The following is a 24,954-nucleotide window of genomic DNA, read 5'->3' as shown; positions in this document are numbered from 1 at the left end:
GGTGAAGTGAATGATTGAACTACAGTTAGATGAAACAATTTACAATGCCAGTATTTTGGGACTTTGCCGTGTATTTGACTATGCAAAGCTAGAGTATAGTAAGAGCGATTATCAGACTATTAGTTTTCCAGAAAGCAATTTAGCGAACTTCGAAGAACATTATTTTGCCTATTTATCTGCTCAATATGGACATGAAACAAATTACTATAAAATGACTAATCCTACTATTGTAGAGTTTTTATTAAGAGCGAAAACTGACATTGGAGATGAAAAAAACTTAGAACGGCTCAATGCCCATATTGAAAAAGTGAAATACTGGCTGTCATCGAATAGTTATAAGAATGTCTATCCATTTCTGTCTGCGATTCCATTTGATTTTTTAGAGGCTGCAAAAAGTTTAAAAAAGGTAACACAGAGGAAAAAAGAAACCTTGGAAAAAATTCAGCCTCAAATTGGAGACGCTGTGGACGCATTACTACAAATTGTCGAGCATTTAAAGCATAAGGATGCAAAGCGATTTATCATCCCACGTGTCCTTACATATCAAGTTATTCAAGGTTTTTGGTCCAATGTCTCTTTCCTAAATAGCAATGCGAGTAAAAAGGATCTCTATGAAGAATATTTTAATTACTTCATCAAACCTGCTCAAGATTTTCTAACGTCAAAAAAAGATGAAAAAAAGTATGGAAAAAATAAATTAACATGTGCGTGCTGTGACAATAAAATGAAGTCTATCTCAGAGGCATTTGATCTTACCTGGGTACAAAATTTAGGGGTTGATGGGGCAAGAAAATCCTCACATTATTGGAACCATCATCGCAATCTATTTATTTGTCCAATCTGTAATATTGTGTATAGTTGTCTGCCATTAGGCTTCACATTGAAAAATGGGATAGGTCTCTTTATCAATAGCAATCAATCCATTGTCGAGTTACTAGCTTACAATAAAATCCAGTTGCGCAACGATAGAGGAGAAGAATATACACGCGATAAGCTGGAGGAAATGGCATATTCAAAAATTATCAATGAAATGTATCAACACGCAGAAAACAAGAAGAATTTAGAAATTGATAATATCCAGATTGTTAAATATGACAAAAATAATGAATCCAGACCTTATACATTCAATATGTTATCCCGTGACAAAGCACAGCAGCTTTATGATAGCCGGAATGACTTCCATTACTTGACGGGGAAATTTGTTAAGGAAAATGGAGACTATATAAGCCTCTATCAAGAAGTTATTCGACGTTTTTATAATGGACAACGCTTTAGTGATTTACTCTATCGTTTAATACGTTTAGTAATCGATGATAAATATACGGATACTTTTTCCATCTGTAAAATTCTGAAAATTTCAAATTATGCATTAAATGGAGGTTCGCATTATATGACAGATAAAGAGTTAAGAAATATTCGGATTAGCGGCTACGAATTAAGAAAAGTATATCGAGGTCAAGAAACAAAATTAAATGCTATTTCACACCGTTTGTTAAATGCTTTAAAAGTAAAAAATCCTAATAAATTTATGGAAACAATTGTACAGGCGTATAGCTATAAACGCCATGAAAAATTAGGTATCCCCCTATTTTTCACAACAACACTCAGTGATATTGAAAAATTCCAAACAATTGGCTACGCATTTTTAATAGGATTAAATGGAAAAGATTTCGAAAAAGAGGATATGGCAAAGGAGGAGCAAGTAAATGAATAAAAAAGGATTAACAGTCAGTATGATAGTTGAAGCAGAAAGTGCCAACTATGGTGAGGGTGTTGGCAACGTTGCTTCTTTGAAAAAAATTTCCCGCGGAGATCATGAAGTGTACACGTATATTTCACGTCAAGCATTGCGTTATAACATTGTCGAACAAATGGATATCAATCATACGCCATTAGGTATGGATGGCTCCGTTATTCAATTTCACCCAGATGCAACAATCGCAGATTATCCTGAAATTGATTTGTTCGGCTATATGAAAACGGTAAAACCAACGAGAACTCGTGCTGCCGTGGTACGCTTATCCAATGCTGTCGCATTGGAAAGTTATAATACAGATTTAGAATTTTTAACGAATAAAGGGTTGTTTGACCGCCATAAAAGTGCAACAGCTAATGAGGAATTAAGAGGTGGAAATATTGCACAAAGTGAAATTCATAAATCCTTTTATGCTTACACACTGACGGTGGATTTAGATAAGATTGGGATTGATACAAACGATCAAATTGAAATTCCATTAGAGGAACGTGCTAAACGTGTTATTTCTTTATTACGTACATTAAAATTTTTATATCGTGATATAAAAGGGCGTCGAGAGAATTTAACTCCAATTTTTGCGATCGGTGGTGTCTATGATTTAAAAAATCCATTTTTCGAAAATCGGTTAAAGCTTCAAAATAATAAGCTTGCCGTTGCAACGGTTGAGGGAATTTTAGCATTGGATTCACATATTCAACAACATACAAATGTTGGCTTAGTCAAAGGATTATTAGCAAACGACGAGGAAATTGAGCAAAGTTTACAAGCAAAACCAATGGCAGACTTCTTCGCGCAGCTAGAGCAGTCTGTATCAGATTATTATAAGTAAGCAGGTGAACATATGAAGGGGATTCGGATTGAGGCTTATCAGAACCTAGTGAACTACAAAAAGCCTACGAGTTTTCAATTAAAGGAATCATATCCACTGCCCCCGTACTCAACTGTTATTGGCATGGTGCATGCGGCATGTGGCTTTACAAGTTATGTGCCAATGCAGGTGAGTATTCAGGGGAAATATCATGCAAAGGTCAATGATTTATGGACGCGCTATGAGTTTGCTGGTAGTTCGTATGAGCAAGGTCGCCATCAGTTGAAAGTGGAGTTATCAGATGGGAAAGCACAGGGGATTACACGCGGTGTTTCCACAACAGAGCTATTAGTAGATGTCGAACTAGTATTGCATATTGTACCAGAGGACAAGCAATACATTCCAATCATTATTGACGCACTAAAATCACCTGCTGAATATTTATCACTAGGTAGACGCGAGGATTTATTGCAGATTAATGTAGTGACGGAAGTGGAGTTAGAAATTCAAAAAATGGATGAAGACAAGAGAGTTGATTTTGATATTTTTATTCCGCAAGCGATGACCAAGAATGATATTTATGGAAAAGTCGGTACATCCTATCGTTTAAATAAAACATATAAATTATTAGAAATTGCTAAAGGAAAGCACATTCGTCAGTGGGAAAAGGTGATTGTTTCCCATGTACCGGCTTCTTCAACTAACTATCTTGCTGCATATGAAAACGTGCTTTTCGATAAGGATGGCTATACCGTATTTTTAGTATAAGAGTGGGGGAATGTTCTCCATTCTTTTTTTATAAGGAGGTTTGTAGATGTTTGAAAAGCTACTAGCAAAATCAGCAACAAAAACATCCGCCGCACAAACGATTATTGAGCATACAAACCATTTAATAAAAAAATGGGAAATATTTCGTAAGATTTATCCAAATGCACTGTCAAAGAAAGATTGGGACATTTTATTACAAGCGGTGAAGTACCATGATTTAGGAAAGGCAAATACCAAATTTCAGAATAAAGTACGCACAATAGAAGAGCGTATAGAGGATTTATTTCCTGAAATAGATGAAATTCCTCACAATTACTTAAGCTGTGCTTTTATGCCGATTAAAAATCTAATCACTCACTATGGTAAAGAGGATGCTACGTTATTAATTTTAGCTGTTTATTATCACCACGAACGAGCAGAGCAAAATATGTACGAGAGTGGTGATGAGATTAAAAAGGATTTACAAAAATATGTGTCACTATTAAATGATGATTTTAATATTCGTGAAGAACCTAAATTTGATTATCGAAAATTTACCGATCGAACATTTCTTAAAAACCGTGAGCAACTGTATCGTTTCGTTCGCATAAAGGGCTTTTTAAACAAGTTGGATTATGCGGCAAGTGGAGATTATGAAGTTGAAATTCCTCCTGAAGATTTACCGCAAAAAATGAAAAAGTATTTTGATAATAAAAAGCGCACTAGGAATGAGTTGCAAGACTATTTATATACTCTCCAACAAGAGAATCATATAGTCATTGCGTCAACGGGGATTGGTAAAACAGAAGCAGCTCTTTGGTGGCTTGGTAATGACAAGGGCATTTTCACGCTGCCATTAAAAGTGTCCATCAATGCGATTTATGACAGATTGATTAATGAAATTGGTTGCAGCAAAAAGAATACAGGATTGCTACATAGTGGTATGCATGCTGAATATGTCAAACGTGCAGATGAGCAAGACCTTGATTTAAAAACGATTACACATGCGAAAAATTTATCTATGCCGCTTACAGTGACGACAATCGATCAAATTATTGATTTTGTCGGGTTATATCCAGGCTTTGAAATGAAACTTGCCACATTAGCCTATAGCAAAATTATCATTGATGAAATTCAAATGTACAGCGCAAGATTAGCTGCCTTTATCGTATTAGGGTTGAAGTATGTTACGGATATAGGCGGTAAGTTTTTAATTATGACTGCCACATTGCCACCACTTTTCATAGAAGCGTTGAAACGATTGGAAGTGCCATTTGAAAAACGAGAAGACCCATTTTTAAAATTCGCTGCCAATAATCAGCCAATTAAGCGTCATTTTATGCAAATTGTTGAAAAGGATTTGACGATAGAAGAAATTTTAAAGCATCCAATGGAAAAAAAGGTATTAATCATTGTGAATACGGTCACGAAAGCACAGCAATTATATAAAGAATTTGAAGAAACAGGGGTAAAGGCTTCTCTTTTACACAGTCGTTTTATCACCAAGCACCGTCAAGAAAAGGAAGATGCAATTTTAGCATTAGGAAACAAAGATTGCCTAAACACGGGAATATGGATTACTACACAGTTAGTAGAGGCAAGCGTTGATATTGATTTTGATATTTTATTTACTGAGCTTTCAGAGGCATCAGGTTTATTTCAACGTATGGGACGTATTTATCGAACGCGAGATTATGAAAAAAACATACCAAATATTTACGTTTTTACAGGCCAGCCATTGCCATCAGGTATTGCGAACAACAAAAAATCTGTTGTTGATTTTACAATTTTTTCTAAATCCAAGGAAGTGCTACTGCAATATAACAATCAGCTAATGGATGAGAAAATTAAAATGGAAATTGTGGAGCAAGTGTATAGTAGAGAAGCTTTAGGAGCAGAGTGCGAATATATTCAAACATTCGATGAAACATTAGCTTGGTATGAGGATTTATTACCTTATCAAGAGGAGAATAAGCCGACCTTAAGAGATATTCAAAATCAATTGGTGATACCATATGGTGTTTATAGGGAAAATGAATTAGAAATAGAGAATATAAAGAATGAATTATCTAAAAGATTAGCATGGCAGGCGAAGATTAATTTGTTAATTGAGTTACAAAAATTCACAGTGCCAATCGCCACTTGGGCATACGATAATGCAAGAAAACGAAAAAATGGAGAGATTATTTCAACAATTAGAGTTGATCGCTATACAGAATACCCAGTTGTGACCTATCAATATACAGAGGAACTCGGCTTAATTCTTGCAAATGATGTAGATAGCTTCTTTCATTAATTATGGAAAATGCCATACAAGGGGTGAAAGCATATGCAATGGGACGATTTAAAGGCAACCGGTTTGCAAGTCCAATATTTGAAAGTATGCGAGCACAAGCTATGGTTACATTCACATCAACTTGGCTTTGAGGATGAGGACGATAAAGTACAACAAGGGAAAGTATTGCACGATACGTCCTATCAACGCCAAAAGTCAAAAGAAGTATTGATAGAAAATTTAATTCGGATTGATATGATGGACAAGCATTATGTAGGAGAAGTGAAATCTAGTAGTAAAATGGAACAGGCTGATAAGGCGCAGCTTCTATATTATTTATTCGTACTTGAGCAAATGGGGATATATCGAAAAGGCAAAATACATTATCCAAAAGAAAAACGTGTTGATGAAATTGAATTAACGGAAGAGGATAGAGAGGCCATTCCTAAATGGTTAGCCCAAATCCAACAAATTATTCAGCTAGACAAGCCTCCTAAGAAGAAAAAATTAAGATATTGTACAAAATGTGCTTATTATTCATTTTGCTGGGTAGGTGAAGAGGAATGAAAAATGTATATTTATTTAATAACGGAAGGATTCAAAGAAAAGATTCTACTATTTATTTAATATTCGAAGATGGTACGAAAAAAACATTACCAATAGAAAATACAGAAAATCTACATGTATTTGCGGAAATGGACTTTAACACCTCTTTTTTTAATTTGATGAATCAAAAAGATGTAAATATACATTTTTATAATTACTACGGCTACTATTCAGGTAGTTACACACCTAGACGAAAAAAAGTGGCGGGCTTCGTTGATGTCCAGCAAGCAGCCCATGTAATGGACTTGAATAAAAGGTTGTATATTGCACAACAATTTGTCTATAGTGCTATTCATCATATGTTACGCAATATTCGTCGCTACAAAGATGAGGTAGAGCCATTCATCAATGAAATAACGCAACTAAAGAAACAAGTTGCAGATGCTACGGATATACAAACCTTAATGGGCATAGAGGGGAAAATTCGCTTTACTTACTATCAATGCTTTAATGCGATTATTAAAAATCCTGATTTTCAATTTACAAAGAGAGAAAAACGTCCGCCTACAAATCCAATTAATGCACTTATTTCATTTGGCAATAGTTTAATGTATACAGCTGTATTATCTGAAATGTACAAAACGCAATTAAACCCAACAATTAGCTATTTACATGAACCAGGTTCTCGAAGATTTTCCCTATCTCTGGATATTGCAGAAATCTTCAAACCGTTGTTAATGGATAATTTAATTTTTATGTTAATAAACAAAAAGATGATTCGTGCGGAACATTTCGAATATATCGAAGAACATATTTGCTTATTAAACGAAACAGGACGTAAAATTTTTATTGCTGAATTCGAAAAACGAATGAGCACGACCATTAAACATCGAAAATTAAACAGACAAACCTCTTACCGATTTTTAATTCGTCTAGAATGTTATAAATTAATTAAACATCTGATTGGTGATGAAGATTATAAAGCATTGAAAGCGTGGTGGTAGCGTGTATGTACTGATTGCGTATGATGTGGATGTGAAACGGTGGGAAAAGTCCATAAAGTATTGAAAAAATATTTAACGTGGACACAAAATTCTTTATTTGAAGGAGAAATTACTGAAGGACTTTTAAAACAATGCCTAGCTGAATTAGCAACAAAGGCTAATCCGAATATTGATTCAATTTATGTTTACCGAATTGCCAATCCCGAAAATATGAAAAAAACTGTGTATGGGGTCGAGAAAGATTTTGAAAGCATGTTTTTATAGTCATCTATTCTATTAGTAAAGACTAGAAAAGTGAGTATCGATTGTATTCAAACTCTCTTTTAGTAGAATTGCAGTGAATCATTTTACAACATAATATTCCTTCCAGGCATATCATACCTAGCTTTGAGGGCACTTTGATTGTAAAGGCAAATTTCTGGACTACCGATTGACTGCAAATAATCATATTTGTCGTAAATTACAAGCCGTCAAAGCGTTGAAAAATAAGGGTTTTTTGATTATGCTTAAGGTGGGGTTTTACATTAACTAAGTGGAATATAAATGTTAGCTTAACTCCTACACATTATTTGATGATACGGGTTTTACATTAACTAAGTGGAATATAAATCAAATCATTTAGCATCTTTAAACATGTGCTGTTTACGTTTTACATTAACTAAGTGGAATATAAATTTTTTCGTCTCTCTGAAATTTTGGCAGCACACACTGGTTTTACATTAACTAAGTGGAATATAAATAAAGGTATTTCTTATACAGGAACAGTTGCCGGCGGTTTTACATTAACTAAGTGGAATATAAATTAAAGAGTTGCAAGAACTGTATGACTACGCAAAAGGTTTTACATTAACTAAGTGGAATATAAATACGCAACAACCGCCAAAGAACGGATAGCGGCACAAAGTTTTACATTAACTAAGTGGAATATAAATTTGAAATGCACGATGATTTTGGTAGTTTCATAGCAGTTTTACATTAACTAAGTGGAATATAAATTATCAGAAGTGACTGGTATTGCTGCTGAAAAGATAGAGTTTTACATTAACTAAGTGGAATATAAATGTAGTAAACGTAACACGTATAGGAGAAAGACCAACCGTTTTACATTAACTAAGTGGAATATAAATTAATGAACGCTCTCCACAGTTGGTCATTCAACGAGTTTTACATTAACTAAGTGGAATATAAATTTTTTATGGATAGATAAAGAAACAAATAAGGTAAGTGTTTTACATTAACTAAGTGGAATATAAATAAATGAGTAGCGCTTACTGAACAATATAGAACGATGTTTTACATTAACTAAGTGGAATATAAATGACAGATTATACGCACAGCTTAGAGCGTGATAATTCGTTTTACATTAACTAAGTGGAATATAAATTCTATTTTGATAATTTTGTAATCTTGATAGCTCTGCCGTTTTACATTAACTAAGTGGAATATAAATATTGAACGGGATTTCACGAATTACAATCAAATGCGGTTTTACATTAACTAAGTGGAATATAAATATGTGAACAGGATATTAAAAAGGCAGAGGTTGAACGTTTTACATTAACTAAGTGGAATATAAATATTGATAATCTTGGCGTTTGTGTTGTAAGATTCTGCGTTTTACATTAACTAAGTGGAATATAAATATGAATATAACCATTGGAACATAGAGGAAAATACGGTTTTACATTAACTAAGTGGAATATAAATAGCTTTGGCTGTTTCGTTCATCTTTCTCACCTTCAGTTTTACATTAACTAAGTGGAATATAAATATCAGGGTTAAGGATAGGAACGTAGTTTTGACGAGGTTTTACATTAACTAAGTGGAATATAAATGCACAATATCTTTCTATTAATCCCAAGCACCATTACGTTTTACATTAACTAAGTGGAATATAAATGGTGTAAAAAGTGGTCCTACCCTCAAAGTCAATAAAGTTTTACATTAACTAAGTGGAATATAAATCAAAATAGCGCTAAGAGTACGAATAGCCGACAAAAGTTTTACATTAACTAAGTGGAATATAAATCATGAATATTTTGGAGTCTATAAATATACCAAACAGTTTTACATTAACTAAGTGGAATATAAATGATGATTCATATACGTCTGAATCCACTGAGGTATTACGTTTTACATTAACTAAGTGGAATATAAATATTACCAATGCAATCGATACGACAGTCGGCAAGGTAAGTTTTACATTAACTAAGTGGAATATAAATAAACATTAATGCTGTTGATTTATCCTCTAACTTTTTCGTTTTACATTAACTAAGTGGAATATAAATAAACATTAATGCTGTTGATTTATCCTCTAACTTTTTCGTTTTACATTAACTAAGTGGAATATAAATGTTGCAGGTAGATTAATGCTTAAATTTGCTAATGGGTTTTACATTAACTAAGTGGAATATAAATATAGATGTGGTGTTTAACATCCCTAGACCTCCTAAGGTTTTACATTAACTAAGTGGAATATAAATAGCTCCACTTTTATCAGTAGACGCTGTTGTGCCAAGGTTTTACATTAACTAAGTGGAATATAAATTTGTTTTATCGAGAGCTATAAACAGAGCTGCCCAGGCGTTTTACATTAACTAAGTGGAATATAAATAAGAATGATTAATGAATATAACAAACAAATGCAGAAATGTTTTACATTAACTAAGTGGAATATAAATAAGAATGATTAATGAATATAACAAACAAATGCAGAAATGTTTTACATTAACTAAGTGGAATATAAATTTCTACGTTTCTGTCCGTTAAGTAACGCTATTGACGTTTTACATTAACTAAGTGGAATATAAATAACGAAGCGTGTTACTTATTTGCCTGCGTGCTTAACGTTTTACATTAACTAAGTGGAATATAAATGATTATGCGAAAGTAACGACTCGTTGCTCGCTTTTTGTTTTACATTAACTAAGTGGAATATAAATTTCTTATCGACGCAGGCATTGCTAAAACGAAAATAGTTTTACATTAACTAAGTGGAATATAAATATAGCATGTTGCATAGTAACCGACAGAATCAACAACGTTTTACATTAACTAAGTGGAATATAAATGGTGAAGATTTTCGATGTCGTTGTATAGCACTGCCAGTTTTACATTAACTAAGTGGAATATAAATAAAGCACCTAACAATCGTCCAACGTTGCGCAAACGTGTTTTACATTAACTAAGTGGAATATAAATATTTCACCACGTTGAAATTGAGCCTCCACCTGTGACTGTTTTACATTAACTAAGTGGAATATAAATGGAGCATTTACTCAACCATCTGGCAATCTCGAAATGTTTTACATTAACTAAGTGGAATATAAGTTGCTGAGGATTCGTCATTCTCAGCAACTTCAATAAATACCGTCATTGTTTTACATTAACTAAGTGTAATATAAATAGACTCTAAAACCCCGATACCAACCCAAAAAACGAACAGCAGACCCTTAACCGCTGTTCATATTTAAGCCTAAAACCACCCCACTTTCATTAAACCGTCAAACATTCCAAATAAACGCCTGCATATTCCAGCAATTTTACACAAAATTGAATAAGCACAAGCATGTTCGGTATATAAATAGGGTATGAACATTTTTTGGTTAGGAGTGTGTAAATGGCTGTACTTGTGGTGAAGAGGAGTATTATGCATCGTTATCAAAGTATCGGGCAGGCGATTGAAGAGGCGGCGCCTGGGGATATGATTGAAATTCGGGATGGGATTTATGAGGAAAGCTTGGATATTGCCAAGCGGCTGACGTTGTATGGGGTTGGCAATGTGACCATCAAGGGTGGCGTATTTATTCGTTATCAAACACCTGTCGCGATGCGTAATTTACGGTTCCGGCAAGGGCAGGGGCTGTATGTGAAAGGCGATTTACAGCTTGAGAATTGTGTGATTGAGGAGCAATTGATTCGAACGCAGATGATGGTGAGCTATGGTAGTTTGCTGATGAAAAATTGTGCAGTGCTTGCAACGCCACTGAATCATTTTGGTTTGCGTGTGGCGAATGGCTCTAGTGTTATTCTAGTCGACACGACATTTGAGCATCATAGGAAGGCACAGATTATCGCTCAAAACTGTGAGCTAAGCCTGACGAATTGTATGCTGTTGGAAGGGAAGAAGCATGGTGTTTTTGCGATTCGTCATGTCAAGCTGACAATGGAGGACTGTGAAATTCATGGGCATGACAAGGCACAAGTAATGGCTGCGTCAAGTGAGATGACGATGACCAATTGTTTAGTTCACCAAGGGCAAGGGGTAGGCATTCAATTGTTTGATAGCACGACTTTCAGGATGGATGGCTGTGAAATAAAAGAGCATCTTGATACGAATATGGTGGTTCATCGCAGTGAACTAATGGTATCTGATTCTATTTTTTCAGATGGTCAAAGTCATGGGCTGTATCTTGGAGAAAAAACCGAAGCCAAGTTCTATGATTGTCAAGTTTCACGGCATGTCAAGGCACAGGTGTTGATTGAAAATAGCAAGGTGGAATTTCATACATGTCATGTTCGTAATGGCATGGCTGTCGGGCTTACCATTGTGGATGAGGCAAATGTTTCGATGAACCAATGTAAAATTCAAAACCATCAGCAATTTCATATTATTGTTGATGCTAGTGGATTAAAGCTACAGCAATCGATTATTCAATTTGGGCAATCAGGTGGTGTTTATGGTAATGAACATGCCAAAATTATGATGCATCATACAACGATTCGAGAGCTGCAAAGCCACCATATCTATATCAACAATGCCCGATTATTTACACACTATTGCACCTTTGAACAAATGGAAGCAAACGGAATCACGTGCATTGATGCAATTTTTGAGATAGCTAATAGCTATTTTAAAGATGATCAAGAAAGCCCTTATGCCATGATTTGGTCAGATCAATCAATGGGGCGTATTGAAAATTGTAGGGTGGATAAGGCGGCTAGACCATTTTTAGCGTTGTCCAATAAATCATTATTGGAAATGCGTCATACAGATATAGCTGCAGTAAAGGCTCCAGCGGTGGTCCAGGAAAACAGCCAATTATTTGTGCAAGGACATGTACAGTCAGCGACATGGCAGAAGGATACAGCATCAAAGGTTTCCCAAATTGAGGACATGAAAATAGAAATAGTGAAACATGATATTAAAAAAATAATATAAAAGCCGATTATACAAATAAGACAAGTAGTTTCAATTTTGAAATTACTTTTTTTATGGATTCGTGTATTGATATTTTATATATGTGAAAAATGGGTAAAGGAATACGTTTGGGCTGTAAATTAATTATAATTTGTGCAAAAAAAATCTATAATTCGACAAAATGCAAGAATATTTTTATAATGGTATAGATGTCTTGTTGCAATTACTGCAATATTTTGAAATATTCCACAGGAAAACTTATACAATCTTTGTATAAGTTATAACAAACATAATAAAAGTTTTTACTTAATGTAAAAAAAATATTAAATAAATGTAGATAATAGATTGATTATTTTCCATGTTTAAACCTATAATTAGTAAAAATGGTTCACGAAATAAGATAAAAATTCGCTAAATATGAAATGGGAGTAATGATTTTACAATAATAAAAAGAGAGAGTATTGGGGTGATATGAGTATGTTTGGGCTGACAAAAGAAGAAATTATGTTAATGCTAGAGGAGATGGAATTAGCAGAGAAGCAAAAGAATGTGATTGCTGATATCTTACATCTAAATAATATGCGAATCGAACAACAACTCGCATTAATGATCCATTTAATCATAGATGAGCGCGAACGAAATATTTCCAACAATACATATCTAAACTAAAAAATGTCGAAAAATCACAGGTGTTATGTTTGCAACGCCTGTGATTTTTTTGTCAGCCATTTTTATAATTTTTTTGTGAAGCAAATGATGCGATTGGCTTCTGTAAAACCGAGCTGAAGATGAACCCTTAGGCTTTCATCATTGTCCCATTCACAGTCACTGGCAAACTCTAGACAGCCCCTATGCTTTGCCCATTGCTCACATTTCTCCACAAGCAGTCTTGCATAGCCCTGCTGGCGATAGTCCTCCCTCACGAAAAGGCCTTCTAAATAGCCGACTGGACTCGAGTCGGTACCTTCTACATAATCTGTTCTTAACTGGCATTGGGCAAATCCAACTGCTTTGTCATCATCAAAGGCAAGGAAAATAGCTGCGTTTTCTTCCTTTAGCAGCTGTGTCATCTCTTCAGTAAATTCCTCTAGTGTATGATTGGGCCAGAGCAGTAAGGCTAATGAGGCAGCAGCATGAGCGTCCCTCTGCTTTGCTTGTTGTATCATAAAATCTTCCTCCTTTGTAAAAAATGAAACAAATTGTTTTGAAGTACGTACAAACTAGTAAGCGTTTTTATTTTAAAGCTCTAAGTTTTATTTTAACAATCTTACTTGAAGGGGGGAATCCAATCATGTCACTCTTACAAACGTTAATTGAACAAGCGAAAAAGCCAAATGGATGGATTGGCTCAACGATGCTACAAATTATGAATTTTGCCCATCGTGGTATGAATGCATGGTTCATTAGGCAAGGAGCTATCAATGACGGTGATCGTGTATTAGACATAGGTTGTGGTGGTGGGAAAACGCTCCAAATTTTATCCAAATTGAATCCAAATGGTATAATATATGGGATAGATTTTTCCACACAGGCAGTGAAGGAATCAATCAAATTGAATAAAGCAAATGTTGCCAGTGGTAGGGTCTTTGTGAAAGAAGCAAGCGTTTCAAACATTCCATACGATGATCAGTTTTTTGATGCGATTACCGCCTTTCAAACGCACTATTTTTGGCCATCCTTGGAGCAGGATGTAGAGGAAGTATGGCGGGTTCTGAAAAACGGTGGGAAATTTATTATCATAGCAGAGCTCTACAAGATGAACTATCATATGAAAGCCTATCAAACACCTGAGGCAACGAAGCAACTATTAGAACGTATCGGTTTTCAAACCGTTTATGTCACGGAAAAATCAAGTAAAGGATGGCTTTGCATTACAGCTATTAAGTAAAGGATACATAAAATGGAGGGAATAAAAATGAAAAGATGTGATTGGGTCAAGCTAGATGAGCCTTTGTATGTGGAATACCATGACAAGGAGTGGGGTGTACCGGTCTATGATGACCAGCATTTATTCGAGATGCTTTGCTTGGAGGGGGCACAGGCTGGCTTGAGCTGGTGGACGATTCTCCAAAAGCGTGAAGGCTATCGTGAGGCATTTGATCAATTCGATGTGGAAAAAATTATCCATTATACAGCAGACAAGCTAGAGGAATTGCAGCAAGACACACGGATTGTACGCAATAAATTAAAAATAGCTAGCGTGGTGACAAATGCTAAAGCATATCTCCAAATACAGGAAAAGCATGGCTCATTCTCAGATTATATTTGGGGCTTTGTAGATCACAAACCAGTTATGAATGAGTGGGCATCCATCAAAGAGGTGCCTGTGACGACAGAAGTTAGTGATCGTATGAGCAAGCAATTGAAGAAAGATGGCTTTAAATTTATCGGTAGTACAATATGTTATTCCTTTATGCAGGCAGTGGGCATGGTAAACGACCATACAACGGATTGCTGCTGTCGACAAAAGGAGCTAGCGGATGGCCATTGAACAAATTCGGGCTCAATTAGCCAAGCAGGCCACGATTTTTCAAACGGGTGGTATTCGACCCACGCATGATTTATTGGAAAGCTGGATTGGCTATGTTGGCTGGTCCTTACCAGAAGAACAGCCAACATCTGGCTATCAGCCGCTCGCTACGTTCTTTCTAAAAGACCTACCCTACGTACCGATGGCATTAAAGCCTTTTCAATTAGTCACAGTCTTTGTCGATGAACGTCTATTAGATCATCTCATGGAGGATGATCTTTGTTCTTATTTTGATATTAGAACGTACACCACTTTGGAAGGCTTGGTGAAGCGCGAATGGCAGCATAAACAAATTCGCGCGTTTCCACTCCTACCGCAACATATTACAAATGACTATCCAACATGGGATGGGGGCGGTATTCCTGCTCAATTGGAGGAAGATATTCTGACATTGGAGCATGAAGAACAGCTCGACTATTTTGAGGATATCGTGGAAGACCTCTATCCGTTCCATAAAATTGGTGGCTATCCAAGCTTTTGTCAAAGTGGCGTTGATTTTGGTGACGATGCGCCATTTGTCCTTCAAATTGCCTCCGATGCAAAAGCACGTTTGAACATTGTGGATCATGGCAATTTTTATTTTTTCTACAATCCAATAAACCACACTTGGCACATCTATTGTGATTTCTACTAAAGGGTGGAGGGCTTGTCTCTTTCATGAATTGTTATCATGATGAACCGATAAATCAGGTATAAGCCAACGTATGCGCCTGTAATCAGAAAGACAGGGTTTAAGAACACAGCATGAATCGTTGTCATAAAGACCAAATCCTCAAGAATAATGTTCGTTATAGCTGTAGCGGCAATCGTGCTAAACAGAATCGCAGCAATGACGCCTAGTATGTTGAAAAGAAATCGAAAGCTAGCCCATTTGTGCTGAAGATACACCATAAGGCTGGGGATGCCAATCGTGGCAGTCAGCATGAAAAATGTCATAATATCACATCCTTTCTTTCAGATTGCCCTTGTTCGTTCATGCATAAACATAGAAAAAGATAGGAGGGAAACCGATTGCGAAGGCAAGAAGGAGAGTTAAAAAGCACAAGGAAGGTGAGAAAAGTGGAGCATAAAACGGTGGTCAAAAATGGCATTGGCTTTGGTTCGGTTTTAGCGATTACGATCTCATGGAGTGTGCATCACTCCATCATTTGGGCAATTATCCACGGCTGTTTTAGCTGGCTGTATGTTATTTACTATGCCATCATGCGCTAAGCCTGTAGGTCAACCTATCAACTAAAATGTTGTTTGAATAAAAATAACATTGGGTACATAAAAACAAAGCGTTCATAATTTTTAATGAGCAAGCATAAATAACAAAGTGCTCTTTTTCCAACGTACCAATCGTATGAACTTAGAAGAAAGGTTGATAGAATGACACATCAAGTAACGGCTTTAAGTAATGTTAATGGTAATGCTACAGGCGTGGAAGGTATATTACAAAATGTAGCATTTATTTTATCGACGTTTACGATTCCTTGTCCGCTCCGCGAATATGTGACAAGGACTGATATTCGTAAACCCTTCCAGCGTATGAAGAAAATAAACACAAAACGCCTCATTGAATGTATCCAACGTTTTGAGCCACGAGCTGTCGTAGTGGATGTTGATTATCTTGGCGATGTGAATAGAGGAAAATTAGAGCCCATTGTCAAAGTCATTGTCAATGAATAGCTGAAAAATATGAATTCTGCCAGGTATGGTTTTCGCGAACCTGGCAGAAGATTAAATGTGCTTATAGTGGTAGGATTATGGTATATGAATTGGTGTCAAATAGGATAATGGAACAGTTACGCGTTTCTAATGGCAATAATTTGCTGGCAATCAATGATAAGTGGTGTTGCTGCTGCTGCATCTACCTCTAAGAATGTAGCACAGCAAGTTTTAGGATCTAAGCTGATGAAGAAAATTCCTACAAAGCTACCGCCACCTGCTAAAATAACATCTACCAAAGTGCCAGGAGATAAGCATCTTAATTGATGACAAATACAGCCTTTACACTTGTGATCTTTGGAATAATCCATCTCGTAGTAGTACTCTTCCTCCTCTTTTTTGCAAGAGCAAGAATCCTTCTTCTGTTCCCATTTACAATGGTCATCCTTTTCATGACACATACATCGCTGGTGTTTCTGTTCCCATTTGCAATGCTCATGCTTCTGTTTGCATTTGCATTCTTCTTGTTTGTGTTCACATTTTTTTTCTAAATGACAATAGCATTTTACATATTGTTCACAGCACTTTTCTTTTTTATGATTCCAATTCATATATTGACTAAATCTACTATCCTGCATCTTTTAATCTCCCTTTTTGTTAGTTTTTTAGTAATGGTAGCGCTAACCTTTACATTTCTAATCTATGAAGCCACAAACAAAACTTCTTGGTAATTTGCCCTCTGTACAAGAAGAAAATTATTTTTTACTAATTAAAGAGAGAAATAGCCATACATAGCTGTGAGAATAATAACAATTTCAGGGAAAAAGATTGCTAGACCTCCGCCTGTAAATTTCATGGAGAAATGGAGCGAATGTATGAAAAGTGTTCTGCAAATCTTCTTTTTATTCATGTGCTTACTGGTTGTGATTTCATTGTGGAAGGCACAAAAGGAGCCTTCTATTATAGCCCCGAGCCCTGAAAGAGCAACTCCCTATGCAGAGGAGCTTGGCGAAAAATTACAAGCTACGAATTTTACAAAACAAGTGTTACAGGCCATACGAGCGGCAGGCTACTCACCTGATAGTACAGTCGGTTATCTAATAGACTCTCCAGCGCATCAAGTCATCACTATTCAATTACACGATGGGGAAGAAATTGATGTAAGTACAGAAAGTGAAATTCAATCGATTATCGATGAGCTGGCCCAAAAGAATAATATGCATCTATTTATGGTCGATGTTCAACTAATAGAGCTTGAATAGTCGAGGGAAGGCACTGTGATCTGTGACTTTTTACATATAAAGGGAATTGTAATATAATGATAAAAGAGGTGAAAGAAATGAAAATATTAATATTAGGCGCGAGTGGACGTGTCGGCAGCCAGTTGGTGGAACTAGCAATAAAGGATCAGCATGAGGTCACCCTTTTAGTTCGAAATCCTGATAAATTACCGCACCATCACCAACAGCTGTGTGTAATAAAAGGTGATGTTTTAAACAAGCAGGATATCGAGCAGGCAATGCATCATGTCGATGTGGTGGTGAGTGCATTAAATACAGATGGAGGCACTACATTATCGGCTAGCTTACCATTGATTCTTGAAGCGATGACAAAGCAACAGGTGACAAGAATCATTACGATTGGAACAGCTGGGATCTTACAAAGTCGTGTAACGCCGACTCTTCTTCGTTACCAATCAACGGAATCGAAACGAAAATCCACCTTTGCTGCACAGGAGCACCAGCGTGTATTCGAACAGTTACAGCAATCTGCTATGGATTGGACAATTGTTTGTCCTACTTATTTACCTGATGGACCCTGGACAGGAAACTATCGAGCAGAACGCAACTTCTTGCCAGAGGGAGGTAGCGAAATTTCTGTAGCGGATACAGCAGATTTTGCCTATCAACAAATCTTTAGCGAGGAATTCATGAAAACACGTGTCGGACTTGCCTACTAGAAAAGGGGAGATACGGTGAAATATATTCTTGCCATCATCGGGATGGTAATCATTTTCGCTTGGTGTGCCTTTCTCAGTATAACCATTGAAGAAGCGCCTGTTAGAAATGTGATGCTGAAAGTCTATGGAGGTATCATTGTTTTCACCGGGTCATTCTACCTCAAAAAAATTGCGAAATTTGGTAAGCAATAATCACTTTTACACAAGGATAGTCTAAATGGACTTAACGTTTTAACCTTTTTTTACCCTAAATCGTCCAAATGATAGCTATTTTAGTGAAAAAATATACTGTTATTTTCCTTTTTATAGAAGGTTTGCTATACTTTATGTCGAATATATCTATTGAAGAGGTGATTGTATGGACAAGGAGATATCAAATAACTATCAATATCCTAAACACCTAACAAGCCTTGATGGAATCGAAACGACAGAATTATATGTCATCAAGATAACAAAGGAACAAGTGGATAGGTTGATTGAGGATATCGATCAAACATTAAAGACGTCGACATGACGTCTTTTTTCATGCCAAAAAGGCCACCTTCCAAGGAAAGTGACCTCAAAACAGGAGAGCTGTGGAAAGGCTAGATTTGCTTTACACTACTATTTGTATGTAAAAGTAATCTTGTTAGCTAGCCATTTGCCTGACAGATAGATGAAATTTCCTCGATTTACTAGCATCGCAGTTCACCATCCAAATATGTACTACCTTAGTTCTTCTGACAGGAAAAGGAGTAATTCAAAGCCAAATAATCGCGTATGATAGTAGGCTGTCCGCCATTTTCAAGACATAGCTTACTGGCAATTTTAATTTCCTTCTGATTATAGTGAGATTGTGCCCCAATCAAAAATATGCCTGACAGTATCAATAATGTCGCGATGCCCAACACATATTTTGTAACCCTTTTCACTCATCTTACCCCCATTTCGATACGTCTACCCTATTGTCTAACATATGTTGAAGCATGAAAGCATTATGTTTAATTGGCAATTTGTATACAAAAGGGGTGTTTTAGAAATGAAGGATCTGGATTTAGAGAGCATATGAGAGAGGAAAATCACCGTGGAGGACGCCACAGCGGCATGGAAGGAGCGCTACAGCGAGGAGCAAAAGGCAAAGCGATTTCATTTTTGAAATGCTGCATGTGAAGCGGGCTATCATTAATCAGCAATTAGAACAGCCAGAATTTCAATCAATTCAGCAAATTTTAGTCGATTAGATGCAATCGATCTGGTTATCCAAGAATTTAGCCAGTTGTTTGATATTCAAGAAAGTGTAATCAACGACAGTCTACAAGAGGAAGATAACACACATGAAACAAAATTATATAGATGAGGTATTTTATCAGTACGATGCCCTATTAGAGGATGTCCTGTCCTCCATTGCCGAAAATGGTATGCCTGCTATTCCTGTGTCTCGATCATCAGGAAAGCTGTTGACGATGCTTGTATCGATTACTAGGTCAAAGGCTATTTTAGAAATTGGTCTGGCGAGAGGAATGGAAGGGGAAGGCAAAGTGACCTCCCTAGAGTCAAAGGAAAAATATGCACTGCTGGCAGCCAAGAATTTTGCCAAGGCAGGCTTTGCTGAGCAGGTAACGTATATGACAGATCCTGCATTGGAAAGCCTTGAAAAGCTTGTGGCAACTGGACAGTGTTTTGATTTCTTTTTCATTGATGCTGATAAGGATAACTATGAAAATTATTTAGCCTATGGCAACACCCAAGCGCCATTGGGGATGGCATGACGGTTTCAAAAGTTAAAAAATAATGCATATCAGAAATTAACTATTAATGGTAAAATATTGTTAACAAACAATAAGGGAGAGATGCTTTTGAAGCAAGCACTAGTGGTCATTGATACACAGCAAGAATTAATCGAGGGAAATCAGGATGAACAAGCCGTCTATCGCAAGGATGAATTGCTCAAAACCATCAATGCCGTTATTCAAAAAGCTATTGAGGCAGAGGCACATATTATCTTTGTGCGTGATCAGGATGTAGCTGGTGGAGAAGGGGAAGGCTTTCAGGTACATCAAGCGATCCAAGTACCGACTACCGCTGTTTATTTTGATAAACTGGCTACGAACGCTTTTTATAAGACAGGCTTACTCGATTATTTACAGGCCAATAAGGTAGAGCATTTGGTGATGATGGGCTGCAAAACCGAGCATTGCGTGGATACAGCAGTTAGAGCAGCAACTATTCAGGGCTTTGATGTCACATTGGTGGGAGATGGTCATTCAACAAATGGTTCCCAATACTTATCACCAGAAGATACAGTTGCACACCATAACGACATCCTGCACGGCCATTATAATGTGGATCATTTCTCACTTGTGCGAAACGCCGACGAAGCATTATTTGAACCCACACACAATAGTTATCGCTAATTATAAAATGACCAAGAATCGAGGTTCTTGGTCATTTTTACATATAGAAGTGATTGAGCAACCAACCTATAACAGTACTCAAGATACCAACTACTATCAAGACCAGCCCATGGGTTGGTGCTTGATAATCCTTTTTAAGTACAATCCCCATACAGATAGCCATGAGCCCACTAAAAGCTTGGAATAGGAGAAGGGCAGCTACCACATTGACCCAACCGATGATTAAAAGTAATCGCTTACTATTATTTTCATGTACCATTTATTGTTCTCCCTCGTCATTTCTATGTGAAAAAAGTACCATACCTAACACGCCTAGTAGTAGGATTGAAAAAATAATAGACATTATCGCTTGATAGACAATGGCAGTTATAGCTAAAAACAGTAAAATAATCAGTATGATGAGACGCAGTAGGAATTTTGTTTTTTTACGAATGGCGAAAAAATCCTGTAGAATAATGAGTAAAAAGCTCACCCCAAATAGGAGAGCATATTCAAGAACGAATAGAGGATGCTTAGTTGTTACATCCCCATCATGAAAGTATTTTAAAATAATTATAGGAATGAGTATGTATTTTAAATACTTGTACCACTGGAAAAGTCGATCCATGTTGCTGCCTCCAGCTCAATAGACTATTCTTACAAATATTGTAACGAAAATTATGATGCGACACAATGATCTTTTATTTCATAGGGCCACTGTGCGAGCAGTGACCCTAAGTATCAAGTCAGGAGGTGTAAGGCTAAAATTAGCTTTACACTATTATATGTATGTGAAAGTAGCTTCAAAAGCTAGTTATCTGCCTGTTCGATAGATTATTTTTTGGAAGGCGACTAAATGGGGCACCAATTGTCGGATGGAGGGCTACTATTCCTGCTAAAGTAATGATAAGGAAGGTGATAGAAGTGGATTCTTTAACAAGGTTGAATGAGGCAATTGCGTATATCGAGGCCAATCTAACAGAGGAAATTGATGTGCAAGAGGCTGCGAGATTAGCTTATTGCTCGGAATATCATTTTAAACGTATGTTTTCCTTTCTGGCAGGCATCTCGCTGTCCGAGTATATTCGTCGTAGGCGTCTAACGCTTGCCGCACTGGAACTATCAGATTCATCTATGAGAATTCTCGATATCGCGATTCGTTATGGCTATCGCTCTGCAGATGCATTTACAAGAGCCTTTCAGCAAATGCATGGCATCACGCCATCAGAGGCGAGGCAAAATGGTCAGCACCTAAAAGCGTTTCCACGAATGACCTTCCAACTTACCATACAAGGAGGTTGTGAAATGAATTGCCGACTCGAACAAAAAGAAGCGTTTCACATCGTGGGTCTTATGAAAAGAGTACCCATCGTTTTTCAAGGAGAAAATCAAGCGATAACTGAAATGGCACGTTCATTAACAATGGAGGATATTGGGCACCTAAAAAAGCTAGCGAATGTAGAACCAATGGGAATTATCCAAGCCTCCACTAACTTTTCCGAGAGCAGGATGGAGGAAAAGGGCGAGCTTGATCATTATATCGGCGTAGCCACTACCGAAACGTCTCACCATTTTTCACAGTTGGATGTACCCGCTTGTACATGGGTTGTCTTTGAAGCAGTTGGACCATTCCCACAAACACTGCAGGAAACATGGGGGCGCATTTATGCGGAGTGGTTCCCATCATCTGGCTATGAACAGGTTGCTGGTCCAGAAATCGTGCGTCATACAAGCACGGATTTTTCCTCACCAACCTTTACAAGTGAAATCTGGATACCTCTTCAGAAAAAAAAGCTTCTTGCATAATGCGAGAGGCTTTTTACTGTATTTTCGTTCCATTGGGCAGCTGCTGATCGGGCGTTAACAGGATTACATCACCCTCCACAGGTACACCACCAATCACTAATACCTCTGACTTAAAACCCGCAACGCGACGTGGTGGGAAATTCACAATCGCCACAACTTGCTTCCCAATAATGTCTTCGGGTGTGTAACGCTTCGTAATTTGTGCAGAAGACTGTTTAATGCCCAGCTCTTCACCAAAATCAATTTTCATTTTAATCGCAGGAACCCGAGCCTTTGGTAGTTCCTCTGCCTCTAATACCGTGCCGATTCGTATATCAAGTGCTATAAAATCTTCTATTGTTGCCATCACTGTACTCCTTAAGCTTTTATGACAATGTTAGCATTTAATAGAAAAAAATACAAAAAAAGAAGAGCACCTAGCGTGCCCTTCTCTCGTTAACGACGATGCTCTACCAGGTCAATCGCACCTAACACAATGTGCGCTAAGCCAAAGCCAAAAATCGTATTGGCTACCATTTTGTTAGAGCCATGTTTTTGCTTCATTGCATAGCCTGCCGCTGTAACAGCTGACCCAAGTATAGTGGGGATTAAACCTTCACGAATTCCATTCATAAATTGATCCCTCCGTCGTATGATTCGGCGTGAGTTTCACACCATACTTACTATGAACGTTTGGTGCGGATACTATACTAGGCATCAACCGTATCAATCATAAAAGCAGTGATTTCCGTTTGATCTGCATTTGTATAGGCCTTGCAAAAAAGAACCACAGCACTTTCTTCATCATCAAACCATAAATAGCGGATTTCTGTTGTAAAGCAACTTTGGTCATCCATTTCATACACATCAATAGCAACGGAAGCTTCATCCAGCGGCCATGTTAAGGTACCTTGCAAGGCGAAAACCTCCTGCAGAAAAACAGCAGTATCCTCTGTTAATATCTTCTCTTGTTGAAGTTTCTCATATCTATTATGTACTAAATCATCTAAGGTCATTTTCGTTAATGCACTTATTTTGTCTTTCATTTGCATAGCCTCCCTCTTTATAGTTATTTTACTGGAAAAGGAAAAATTTTGTATAGGTAAATAGGGGTTTATTGAAACGAAAAAGAGCGGTTAGCCGTATAATAAACGAAGGGGGGCTGAAAATGAAGTATATAGGCATTGGCACCATCTTGTCCATTCTAGGTGTGATATGCTCCATTCTCATATGGGGTACAGAGAGTAGCCAACAATCAGAATAAGCATTGTATTAAACCATTGATTTGAATGAGCAATCCAATCTAAGCGACCCTATCCATCAAAATAAGCGTTGTATCCGTCAGATTAGACATTGTATCCGTCAAAAATAGAATTCTATCCGTCACATTTAGAATTCTATCCATCAATCATTACATATAAAAATCATAAAAAATGTCACATCTACCCTAGGTGTGGCTTTTTTTGTTGCATTTAATAGAGAGGAGTACATTTGCAATAGAGAGGTGGTACTATGCAATTAACAGATGGTACACAGATATTTGACACGGATATCATTGATGAGGCTGCTAAAAAAAGGGAGCGTGATGAGCAGGAGCGGGAGATGCTCAACGCCTTTGCCCGCTATGCTTATCTACGATATAAGCAAATACGAGACAAAGTAAATCCGCGAAAATGTAAATATATGTATATTCATCAGGTGCGTCAGCATTTAGCATTACCTGCTAGACTACAGCGTGTTTGCAAGCTGCTAACGATGACAGAAGAGGAAGTTCTCTACATTGTAGAATTTGTGCGGAAGTATTTGAAATACGTTAAATAAGCCTCATCTTCATAGATGGGGTTTTTTTACATAATTTCTAGGGAGAATTGTTTCTCAACACCCGCTTCATATAGTATGATGAACGTGTATAAAGGAGTGAGCGTAGTTGAGATTGATTAAATTTCTAGTGGTAATTGCTATATTCGTTGGTGTAGTGGGGTATGGTGTGCTACATTTCGGCACAAAATTCGCCTCTGAAAAAATTGTAGATACCTTGTCGACAGAATTAGAAAATAGCGGACAAAAGGAAAACATCAAAAGTACCATTGAAAATGACCCACAATTAAAAGCCTATATGGAAGAGGCGAAAACGGTCGATAGCAGTACATTACCGTTTACGACAAAAGAAGAGGCAACGAAAGTCCTAATTCAAAAAGTGGGCATTACCGATTTGAACGACATGCGTGTTAAATTGCAGGACGGCTCGATGACGCAGGAAGAAGCTCTGCAAATGGTGGAAGGCAAATTATCCGATGAAGAGATTGCCGCTTTAAAAGTCATCGTCTATAAAGAGCTTTATGAATAAAAAAGCAGAAGCAATTGTTTGTTTCTGCTGC

The 24,954-nt window shown here is 36.9% G+C and carries 31 protein-coding genes, 1 pseudogene and 1 CRISPR repeat array; of the genes and pseudogenes, 23 read left to right on the top strand and 9 right to left on the bottom strand.

All coding sequences use genetic code 11. The annotated features are described in order from the left end of the window. The first annotated feature begins 10 nt into the window (after positions 1-10). The 9 genes from HCH28_RS21945 (at position 11) to HCH28_RS21905 (ending at position 12,948) form a co-directional block, all read left to right on the top strand. Positions 11-1,714 (top strand): Cas8a1 family CRISPR/Cas system-associated protein, encoded by a 1,704-nt coding sequence (locus HCH28_RS21945; RefSeq protein WP_255601723.1) that lies wholly within the window; start codon positions 11-13, stop codon positions 1,712-1,714. Continuing rightward, positions 1,707-2,585: a type I-B CRISPR-associated protein Cas7/Cst2/DevR gene (cas7i, locus tag HCH28_RS21940; protein WP_221683085.1), complete on the top strand. Its 879-nt coding sequence runs from the start codon at positions 1,707-1,709 to the stop codon at positions 2,583-2,585. The genes HCH28_RS21945 and cas7i overlap by 8 nt, the downstream gene beginning before the upstream one ends. 12 nt (positions 2,586-2,597) lie before the next feature. Further along, a complete protein-coding gene (gene cas5b, locus HCH28_RS21935) occupies positions 2,598-3,332 on the top strand; it encodes a type I-B CRISPR-associated protein Cas5b (protein ID WP_004228695.1) in 735 nt (244 codons plus the stop codon). Between the two features lie 46 nt (positions 3,333-3,378). Continuing rightward, positions 3,379-5,607 (top strand): CRISPR-associated helicase Cas3', encoded by a 2,229-nt coding sequence (gene cas3 / locus HCH28_RS21930; protein ID WP_221683084.1) that lies wholly within the window; start codon positions 3,379-3,381, stop codon positions 5,605-5,607. Between the two features lie 33 nt (positions 5,608-5,640). After that, complete coding sequence (gene cas4, locus HCH28_RS21925; RefSeq protein ID WP_221683083.1) at positions 5,641-6,153, top strand: CRISPR-associated protein Cas4; 513 nt, start codon at positions 5,641-5,643, stop codon at positions 6,151-6,153. Next, complete coding sequence (cas1b, locus tag HCH28_RS21920) at positions 6,150-7,136, top strand: type I-B CRISPR-associated endonuclease Cas1b (RefSeq protein ID WP_221683082.1); 987 nt, start codon at positions 6,150-6,152, stop codon at positions 7,134-7,136. The genes cas4 and cas1b overlap by 4 nt, the downstream gene beginning before the upstream one ends. A 39-nt stretch (positions 7,137-7,175) precedes the next feature. Further along, positions 7,176-7,400, top strand: a complete 225-nt coding sequence (cas2, locus tag HCH28_RS21915; RefSeq protein WP_370635395.1) for a CRISPR-associated endonuclease Cas2 — start codon at positions 7,176-7,178, stop codon at positions 7,398-7,400. A gap of 252 nt (positions 7,401-7,652) precedes the next feature. After that, positions 7,653-10,545: a CRISPR direct-repeat array (repeat unit 29 nt; unit sequence GTTTTACATTAACTAAGTGGAATATAAAT). Between the two features lie 213 nt (positions 10,546-10,758). Further along, positions 10,759-12,300 carry a right-handed parallel beta-helix repeat-containing protein gene (locus HCH28_RS21910; RefSeq protein ID WP_221683081.1) on the top strand — a complete coding sequence of 514 codons (1,542 nt, stop codon included), beginning with the start codon at positions 10,759-10,761 and terminating at the stop codon, positions 12,298-12,300. Between the two features lie 456 nt (positions 12,301-12,756). Continuing rightward, on the top strand, positions 12,757-12,948 hold the full coding sequence (locus HCH28_RS21905) for a hypothetical protein (RefSeq protein ID WP_004228683.1): 192 nt from the start codon (positions 12,757-12,759) through the stop codon (positions 12,946-12,948). 62 nt (positions 12,949-13,010) lie between these two features. On the opposite strand, the gene aac(6') is transcribed toward HCH28_RS21905, so the two are convergent. Beyond that, a complete protein-coding gene (gene aac(6'), locus HCH28_RS21900; protein WP_221683080.1) occupies positions 13,011-13,445 on the bottom strand; it encodes an aminoglycoside 6'-N-acetyltransferase in 435 nt (144 codons plus the stop codon). Between the two features lie 125 nt (positions 13,446-13,570). Between aac(6') and HCH28_RS21895 the strand changes: the two genes are divergently transcribed. The 3 genes from HCH28_RS21895 to HCH28_RS21885 are packed head-to-tail and all read left to right on the top strand — an operon-like array spanning position 13,571 to position 15,443. After that, entirely contained in the window at positions 13,571-14,167 is a 597-nt protein-coding gene (locus HCH28_RS21895) for a class I SAM-dependent methyltransferase (RefSeq protein ID WP_221683079.1), read from the top strand. Positions 14,168-14,194: 27 nt separating this feature from the next. After that, positions 14,195-14,770 (top strand): DNA-3-methyladenine glycosylase I, encoded by a 576-nt coding sequence (locus tag HCH28_RS21890; protein WP_221683078.1) that lies wholly within the window; start codon positions 14,195-14,197, stop codon positions 14,768-14,770. After that, the gene (locus HCH28_RS21885) at positions 14,760-15,443 is read left to right on the top strand and encodes a DUF1963 domain-containing protein (protein ID WP_221683077.1); all 684 of its coding nucleotides are present in this window, start codon (positions 14,760-14,762) and stop codon (positions 15,441-15,443) included. Before HCH28_RS21890 ends, HCH28_RS21885 begins: the two co-directional genes overlap by 11 nt. Here HCH28_RS21885 and HCH28_RS21880 read toward each other — a convergent pair. Next, positions 15,440-15,745: a transposase gene (locus HCH28_RS21880; protein WP_221683076.1), complete on the bottom strand. Its 306-nt coding sequence runs from the start codon at positions 15,743-15,745 to the stop codon at positions 15,440-15,442. The genes HCH28_RS21885 and HCH28_RS21880 overlap by 4 nt on opposite strands. Before the next feature lie 75 nt (positions 15,746-15,820). Between HCH28_RS21880 and HCH28_RS21875 the strand changes: the two genes are divergently transcribed. Both HCH28_RS21875 and HCH28_RS21870 read left to right on the top strand, forming a co-directional pair. Beyond that, positions 15,821-16,021: a hypothetical protein gene (locus tag HCH28_RS21875; protein ID WP_221683075.1), complete on the top strand. Its 201-nt coding sequence runs from the start codon at positions 15,821-15,823 to the stop codon at positions 16,019-16,021. Positions 16,022-16,180: 159 nt separating this feature from the next. Further along, the gene (locus HCH28_RS21870; RefSeq protein ID WP_004228664.1) at positions 16,181-16,480 is read left to right on the top strand and encodes a GPW/gp25 family protein; all 300 of its coding nucleotides are present in this window, start codon (positions 16,181-16,183) and stop codon (positions 16,478-16,480) included. A gap of 116 nt (positions 16,481-16,596) precedes the next feature. Here the strand turns inward: HCH28_RS21870 and HCH28_RS25220 are convergent, their stop codons facing one another. Then, complete coding sequence (locus HCH28_RS25220) at positions 16,597-16,830, bottom strand: hypothetical protein (protein WP_225340918.1); 234 nt, start codon at positions 16,828-16,830, stop codon at positions 16,597-16,599. 504 nt (positions 16,831-17,334) lie between these two features. Here HCH28_RS25220 and HCH28_RS21860 point away from each other — a divergent pair. The 4 genes from HCH28_RS21860 (at position 17,335) to HCH28_RS21845 (ending at position 18,933) form a co-directional block, all read left to right on the top strand. Further along, a complete protein-coding gene (locus HCH28_RS21860) occupies positions 17,335-17,721 on the top strand; it encodes a hypothetical protein (RefSeq protein ID WP_221683073.1) in 387 nt (128 codons plus the stop codon). A gap of 56 nt (positions 17,722-17,777) precedes the next feature. Next, a complete protein-coding gene (locus HCH28_RS21855) occupies positions 17,778-18,419 on the top strand; it encodes an NAD(P)-dependent oxidoreductase (protein WP_369354727.1) in 642 nt (213 codons plus the stop codon). Between the two features lie 15 nt (positions 18,420-18,434). Beyond that, positions 18,435-18,611, top strand: coding sequence for a hypothetical protein (locus tag HCH28_RS21850; RefSeq protein ID WP_221683071.1), 177 nt, complete (start codon positions 18,435-18,437; stop codon positions 18,609-18,611). 166 nt (positions 18,612-18,777) lie between these two features. Further along, the gene (locus tag HCH28_RS21845; protein WP_016993988.1) at positions 18,778-18,933 is read left to right on the top strand and encodes a hypothetical protein; all 156 of its coding nucleotides are present in this window, start codon (positions 18,778-18,780) and stop codon (positions 18,931-18,933) included. Between the two features lie 196 nt (positions 18,934-19,129). On the opposite strand, the gene HCH28_RS21840 is transcribed toward HCH28_RS21845, so the two are convergent. Then, positions 19,130-19,330, bottom strand: a complete 201-nt coding sequence (locus HCH28_RS21840; RefSeq protein WP_221683070.1) for a hypothetical protein — start codon at positions 19,328-19,330, stop codon at positions 19,130-19,132. Positions 19,331-19,732: 402 nt separating this feature from the next. On the opposite strand from HCH28_RS21840, the pseudogene HCH28_RS21835 reads away from it, so the two are divergent. Together HCH28_RS21835 and HCH28_RS21830 are read left to right on the top strand one after the other, a co-directional pair. Then, positions 19,733-20,134, top strand: a pseudogene (locus HCH28_RS21835) (O-methyltransferase); the annotation flags it as partial. A 120-nt stretch (positions 20,135-20,254) separates the two neighbouring features. Then, on the top strand, positions 20,255-20,812 hold the full coding sequence (locus tag HCH28_RS21830; protein ID WP_221683068.1) for an isochorismatase family protein: 558 nt from the start codon (positions 20,255-20,257) through the stop codon (positions 20,810-20,812). Positions 20,813-20,849: 37 nt separating this feature from the next. Here HCH28_RS21830 and HCH28_RS21825 read toward each other — a convergent pair whose 3' ends face one another. Then, complete coding sequence (locus HCH28_RS21825) at positions 20,850-21,071, bottom strand: hypothetical protein (RefSeq protein ID WP_221683067.1); 222 nt, start codon at positions 21,069-21,071, stop codon at positions 20,850-20,852. Then, on the bottom strand, positions 21,072-21,419 hold the full coding sequence (locus HCH28_RS21820) for a hypothetical protein (RefSeq protein ID WP_221683066.1): 348 nt from the start codon (positions 21,417-21,419) through the stop codon (positions 21,072-21,074). It abuts the gene before it with no gap. Between the two features lie 296 nt (positions 21,420-21,715). Between HCH28_RS21820 and HCH28_RS21815 the strand changes: the two genes are divergently transcribed. Next, complete coding sequence (locus tag HCH28_RS21815) at positions 21,716-22,597, top strand: AraC family transcriptional regulator (protein WP_221683065.1); 882 nt, start codon at positions 21,716-21,718, stop codon at positions 22,595-22,597. A gap of 13 nt (positions 22,598-22,610) precedes the next feature. Here the strand turns inward: HCH28_RS21815 and csaA are convergent, their stop codons facing one another. The 3 genes from csaA to HCH28_RS21800 all read right to left on the bottom strand — a co-directional run bounded on the left by csaA (position 22,611) and on the right by HCH28_RS21800 (position 23,622). Beyond that, positions 22,611-22,943: a chaperone CsaA gene (gene csaA, locus HCH28_RS21810; protein WP_221683064.1), complete on the bottom strand. Its 333-nt coding sequence runs from the start codon at positions 22,941-22,943 to the stop codon at positions 22,611-22,613. Positions 22,944-23,032: 89 nt separating this feature from the next. Then, entirely contained in the window at positions 23,033-23,209 is a 177-nt protein-coding gene (locus HCH28_RS21805; RefSeq protein ID WP_004228639.1) for a hypothetical protein, read from the bottom strand. Between the two features lie 77 nt (positions 23,210-23,286). Continuing rightward, entirely contained in the window at positions 23,287-23,622 is a 336-nt protein-coding gene (locus tag HCH28_RS21800; protein WP_255601722.1) for a DUF7668 domain-containing protein, read from the bottom strand. 466 nt (positions 23,623-24,088) lie between these two features. Between HCH28_RS21800 and HCH28_RS21795 the strand changes: the two genes are divergently transcribed. Then, positions 24,089-24,397: a hypothetical protein gene (locus HCH28_RS21795; protein WP_221683062.1), complete on the top strand. Its 309-nt coding sequence runs from the start codon at positions 24,089-24,091 to the stop codon at positions 24,395-24,397. A gap of 106 nt (positions 24,398-24,503) precedes the next feature. Beyond that, entirely contained in the window at positions 24,504-24,923 is a 420-nt protein-coding gene (locus HCH28_RS21790; RefSeq protein WP_221683061.1) for a hypothetical protein, read from the top strand. The last annotated feature ends 31 nt before the right edge of the window (positions 24,924-24,954 follow it).

It is taken from the genome of Lysinibacillus sp. K60, assembly GCF_019731275.1.
Lineage (GTDB): Bacteria > Bacillota > Bacilli > Bacillales_A > Planococcaceae > Lysinibacillus > Lysinibacillus capsici.
This window is presented reverse-complemented; position numbering and strand designations above follow the sequence as displayed.

Excerpts from the sequence above, each read along its gene's own strand:
- HCH28_RS21945 (WP_255601723.1), top strand. The coding sequence starts at position 11 with ATGATTGAACTACAGTTAGATGAAACAATTTACAATGCCAGTATTTTG.
- cas7i (WP_221683085.1), top strand. The coding sequence starts at position 1,707 with ATGAATAAAAAAGGATTAACAGTCAGTATGATAGTTGAAGCAGAAAGT.
- cas5b (WP_004228695.1), top strand. The coding sequence starts at position 2,598 with ATGAAGGGGATTCGGATTGAGGCTTATCAGAACCTAGTGAACTACAAA.
- cas3 (WP_221683084.1), top strand. The coding sequence starts at position 3,379 with ATGTTTGAAAAGCTACTAGCAAAATCAGCAACAAAAACATCCGCCGCA.
- cas4 (WP_221683083.1), top strand. The coding sequence starts at position 5,641 with ATGCAATGGGACGATTTAAAGGCAACCGGTTTGCAAGTCCAATATTTG.
- cas1b (WP_221683082.1), top strand. The coding sequence starts at position 6,150 with ATGAAAAATGTATATTTATTTAATAACGGAAGGATTCAAAGAAAAGAT.
- HCH28_RS21910 (WP_221683081.1), top strand. The coding sequence starts at position 10,759 with ATGGCTGTACTTGTGGTGAAGAGGAGTATTATGCATCGTTATCAAAGT.
- HCH28_RS21905 (WP_004228683.1), top strand. The coding sequence starts at position 12,757 with ATGTTTGGGCTGACAAAAGAAGAAATTATGTTAATGCTAGAGGAGATG.
- HCH28_RS21895 (WP_221683079.1), top strand. The coding sequence starts at position 13,571 with ATGTCACTCTTACAAACGTTAATTGAACAAGCGAAAAAGCCAAATGGA.
- HCH28_RS21890 (WP_221683078.1), top strand. The coding sequence starts at position 14,195 with ATGAAAAGATGTGATTGGGTCAAGCTAGATGAGCCTTTGTATGTGGAA.
- HCH28_RS21885 (WP_221683077.1), top strand. The coding sequence starts at position 14,760 with ATGGCCATTGAACAAATTCGGGCTCAATTAGCCAAGCAGGCCACGATT.
- HCH28_RS21880 (WP_221683076.1), bottom strand. The coding sequence starts at position 15,745 with ATGACATTTTTCATGCTGACTGCCACGATTGGCATCCCCAGCCTTATG.
- HCH28_RS21870 (WP_004228664.1), top strand. The coding sequence starts at position 16,181 with ATGACACATCAAGTAACGGCTTTAAGTAATGTTAATGGTAATGCTACA.
- HCH28_RS25220 (WP_225340918.1), bottom strand. The coding sequence starts at position 16,830 with ATGGATTATTCCAAAGATCACAAGTGTAAAGGCTGTATTTGTCATCAA.
- HCH28_RS21860 (WP_221683073.1), top strand. The coding sequence starts at position 17,335 with ATGAAAAGTGTTCTGCAAATCTTCTTTTTATTCATGTGCTTACTGGTT.
- HCH28_RS21855 (WP_369354727.1), top strand. The coding sequence starts at position 17,778 with ATGATAAAAGAGGTGAAAGAAATGAAAATATTAATATTAGGCGCGAGT.
- HCH28_RS21845 (WP_016993988.1), top strand. The coding sequence starts at position 18,778 with ATGGACAAGGAGATATCAAATAACTATCAATATCCTAAACACCTAACA.
- HCH28_RS21825 (WP_221683067.1), bottom strand. The coding sequence starts at position 21,071 with ATGGTACATGAAAATAATAGTAAGCGATTACTTTTAATCATCGGTTGG.
- HCH28_RS21820 (WP_221683066.1), bottom strand. The coding sequence starts at position 21,419 with ATGGATCGACTTTTCCAGTGGTACAAGTATTTAAAATACATACTCATT.
- csaA (WP_221683064.1), bottom strand. The coding sequence starts at position 22,943 with ATGGCAACAATAGAAGATTTTATAGCACTTGATATACGAATCGGCACG.
- HCH28_RS21805 (WP_004228639.1), bottom strand. The coding sequence starts at position 23,209 with ATGAATGGAATTCGTGAAGGTTTAATCCCCACTATACTTGGGTCAGCT.
- HCH28_RS21800 (WP_255601722.1), bottom strand. The coding sequence starts at position 23,622 with ATGAAAGACAAAATAAGTGCATTAACGAAAATGACCTTAGATGATTTA.
- HCH28_RS21795 (WP_221683062.1), top strand. The coding sequence starts at position 24,089 with ATGCAATTAACAGATGGTACACAGATATTTGACACGGATATCATTGAT.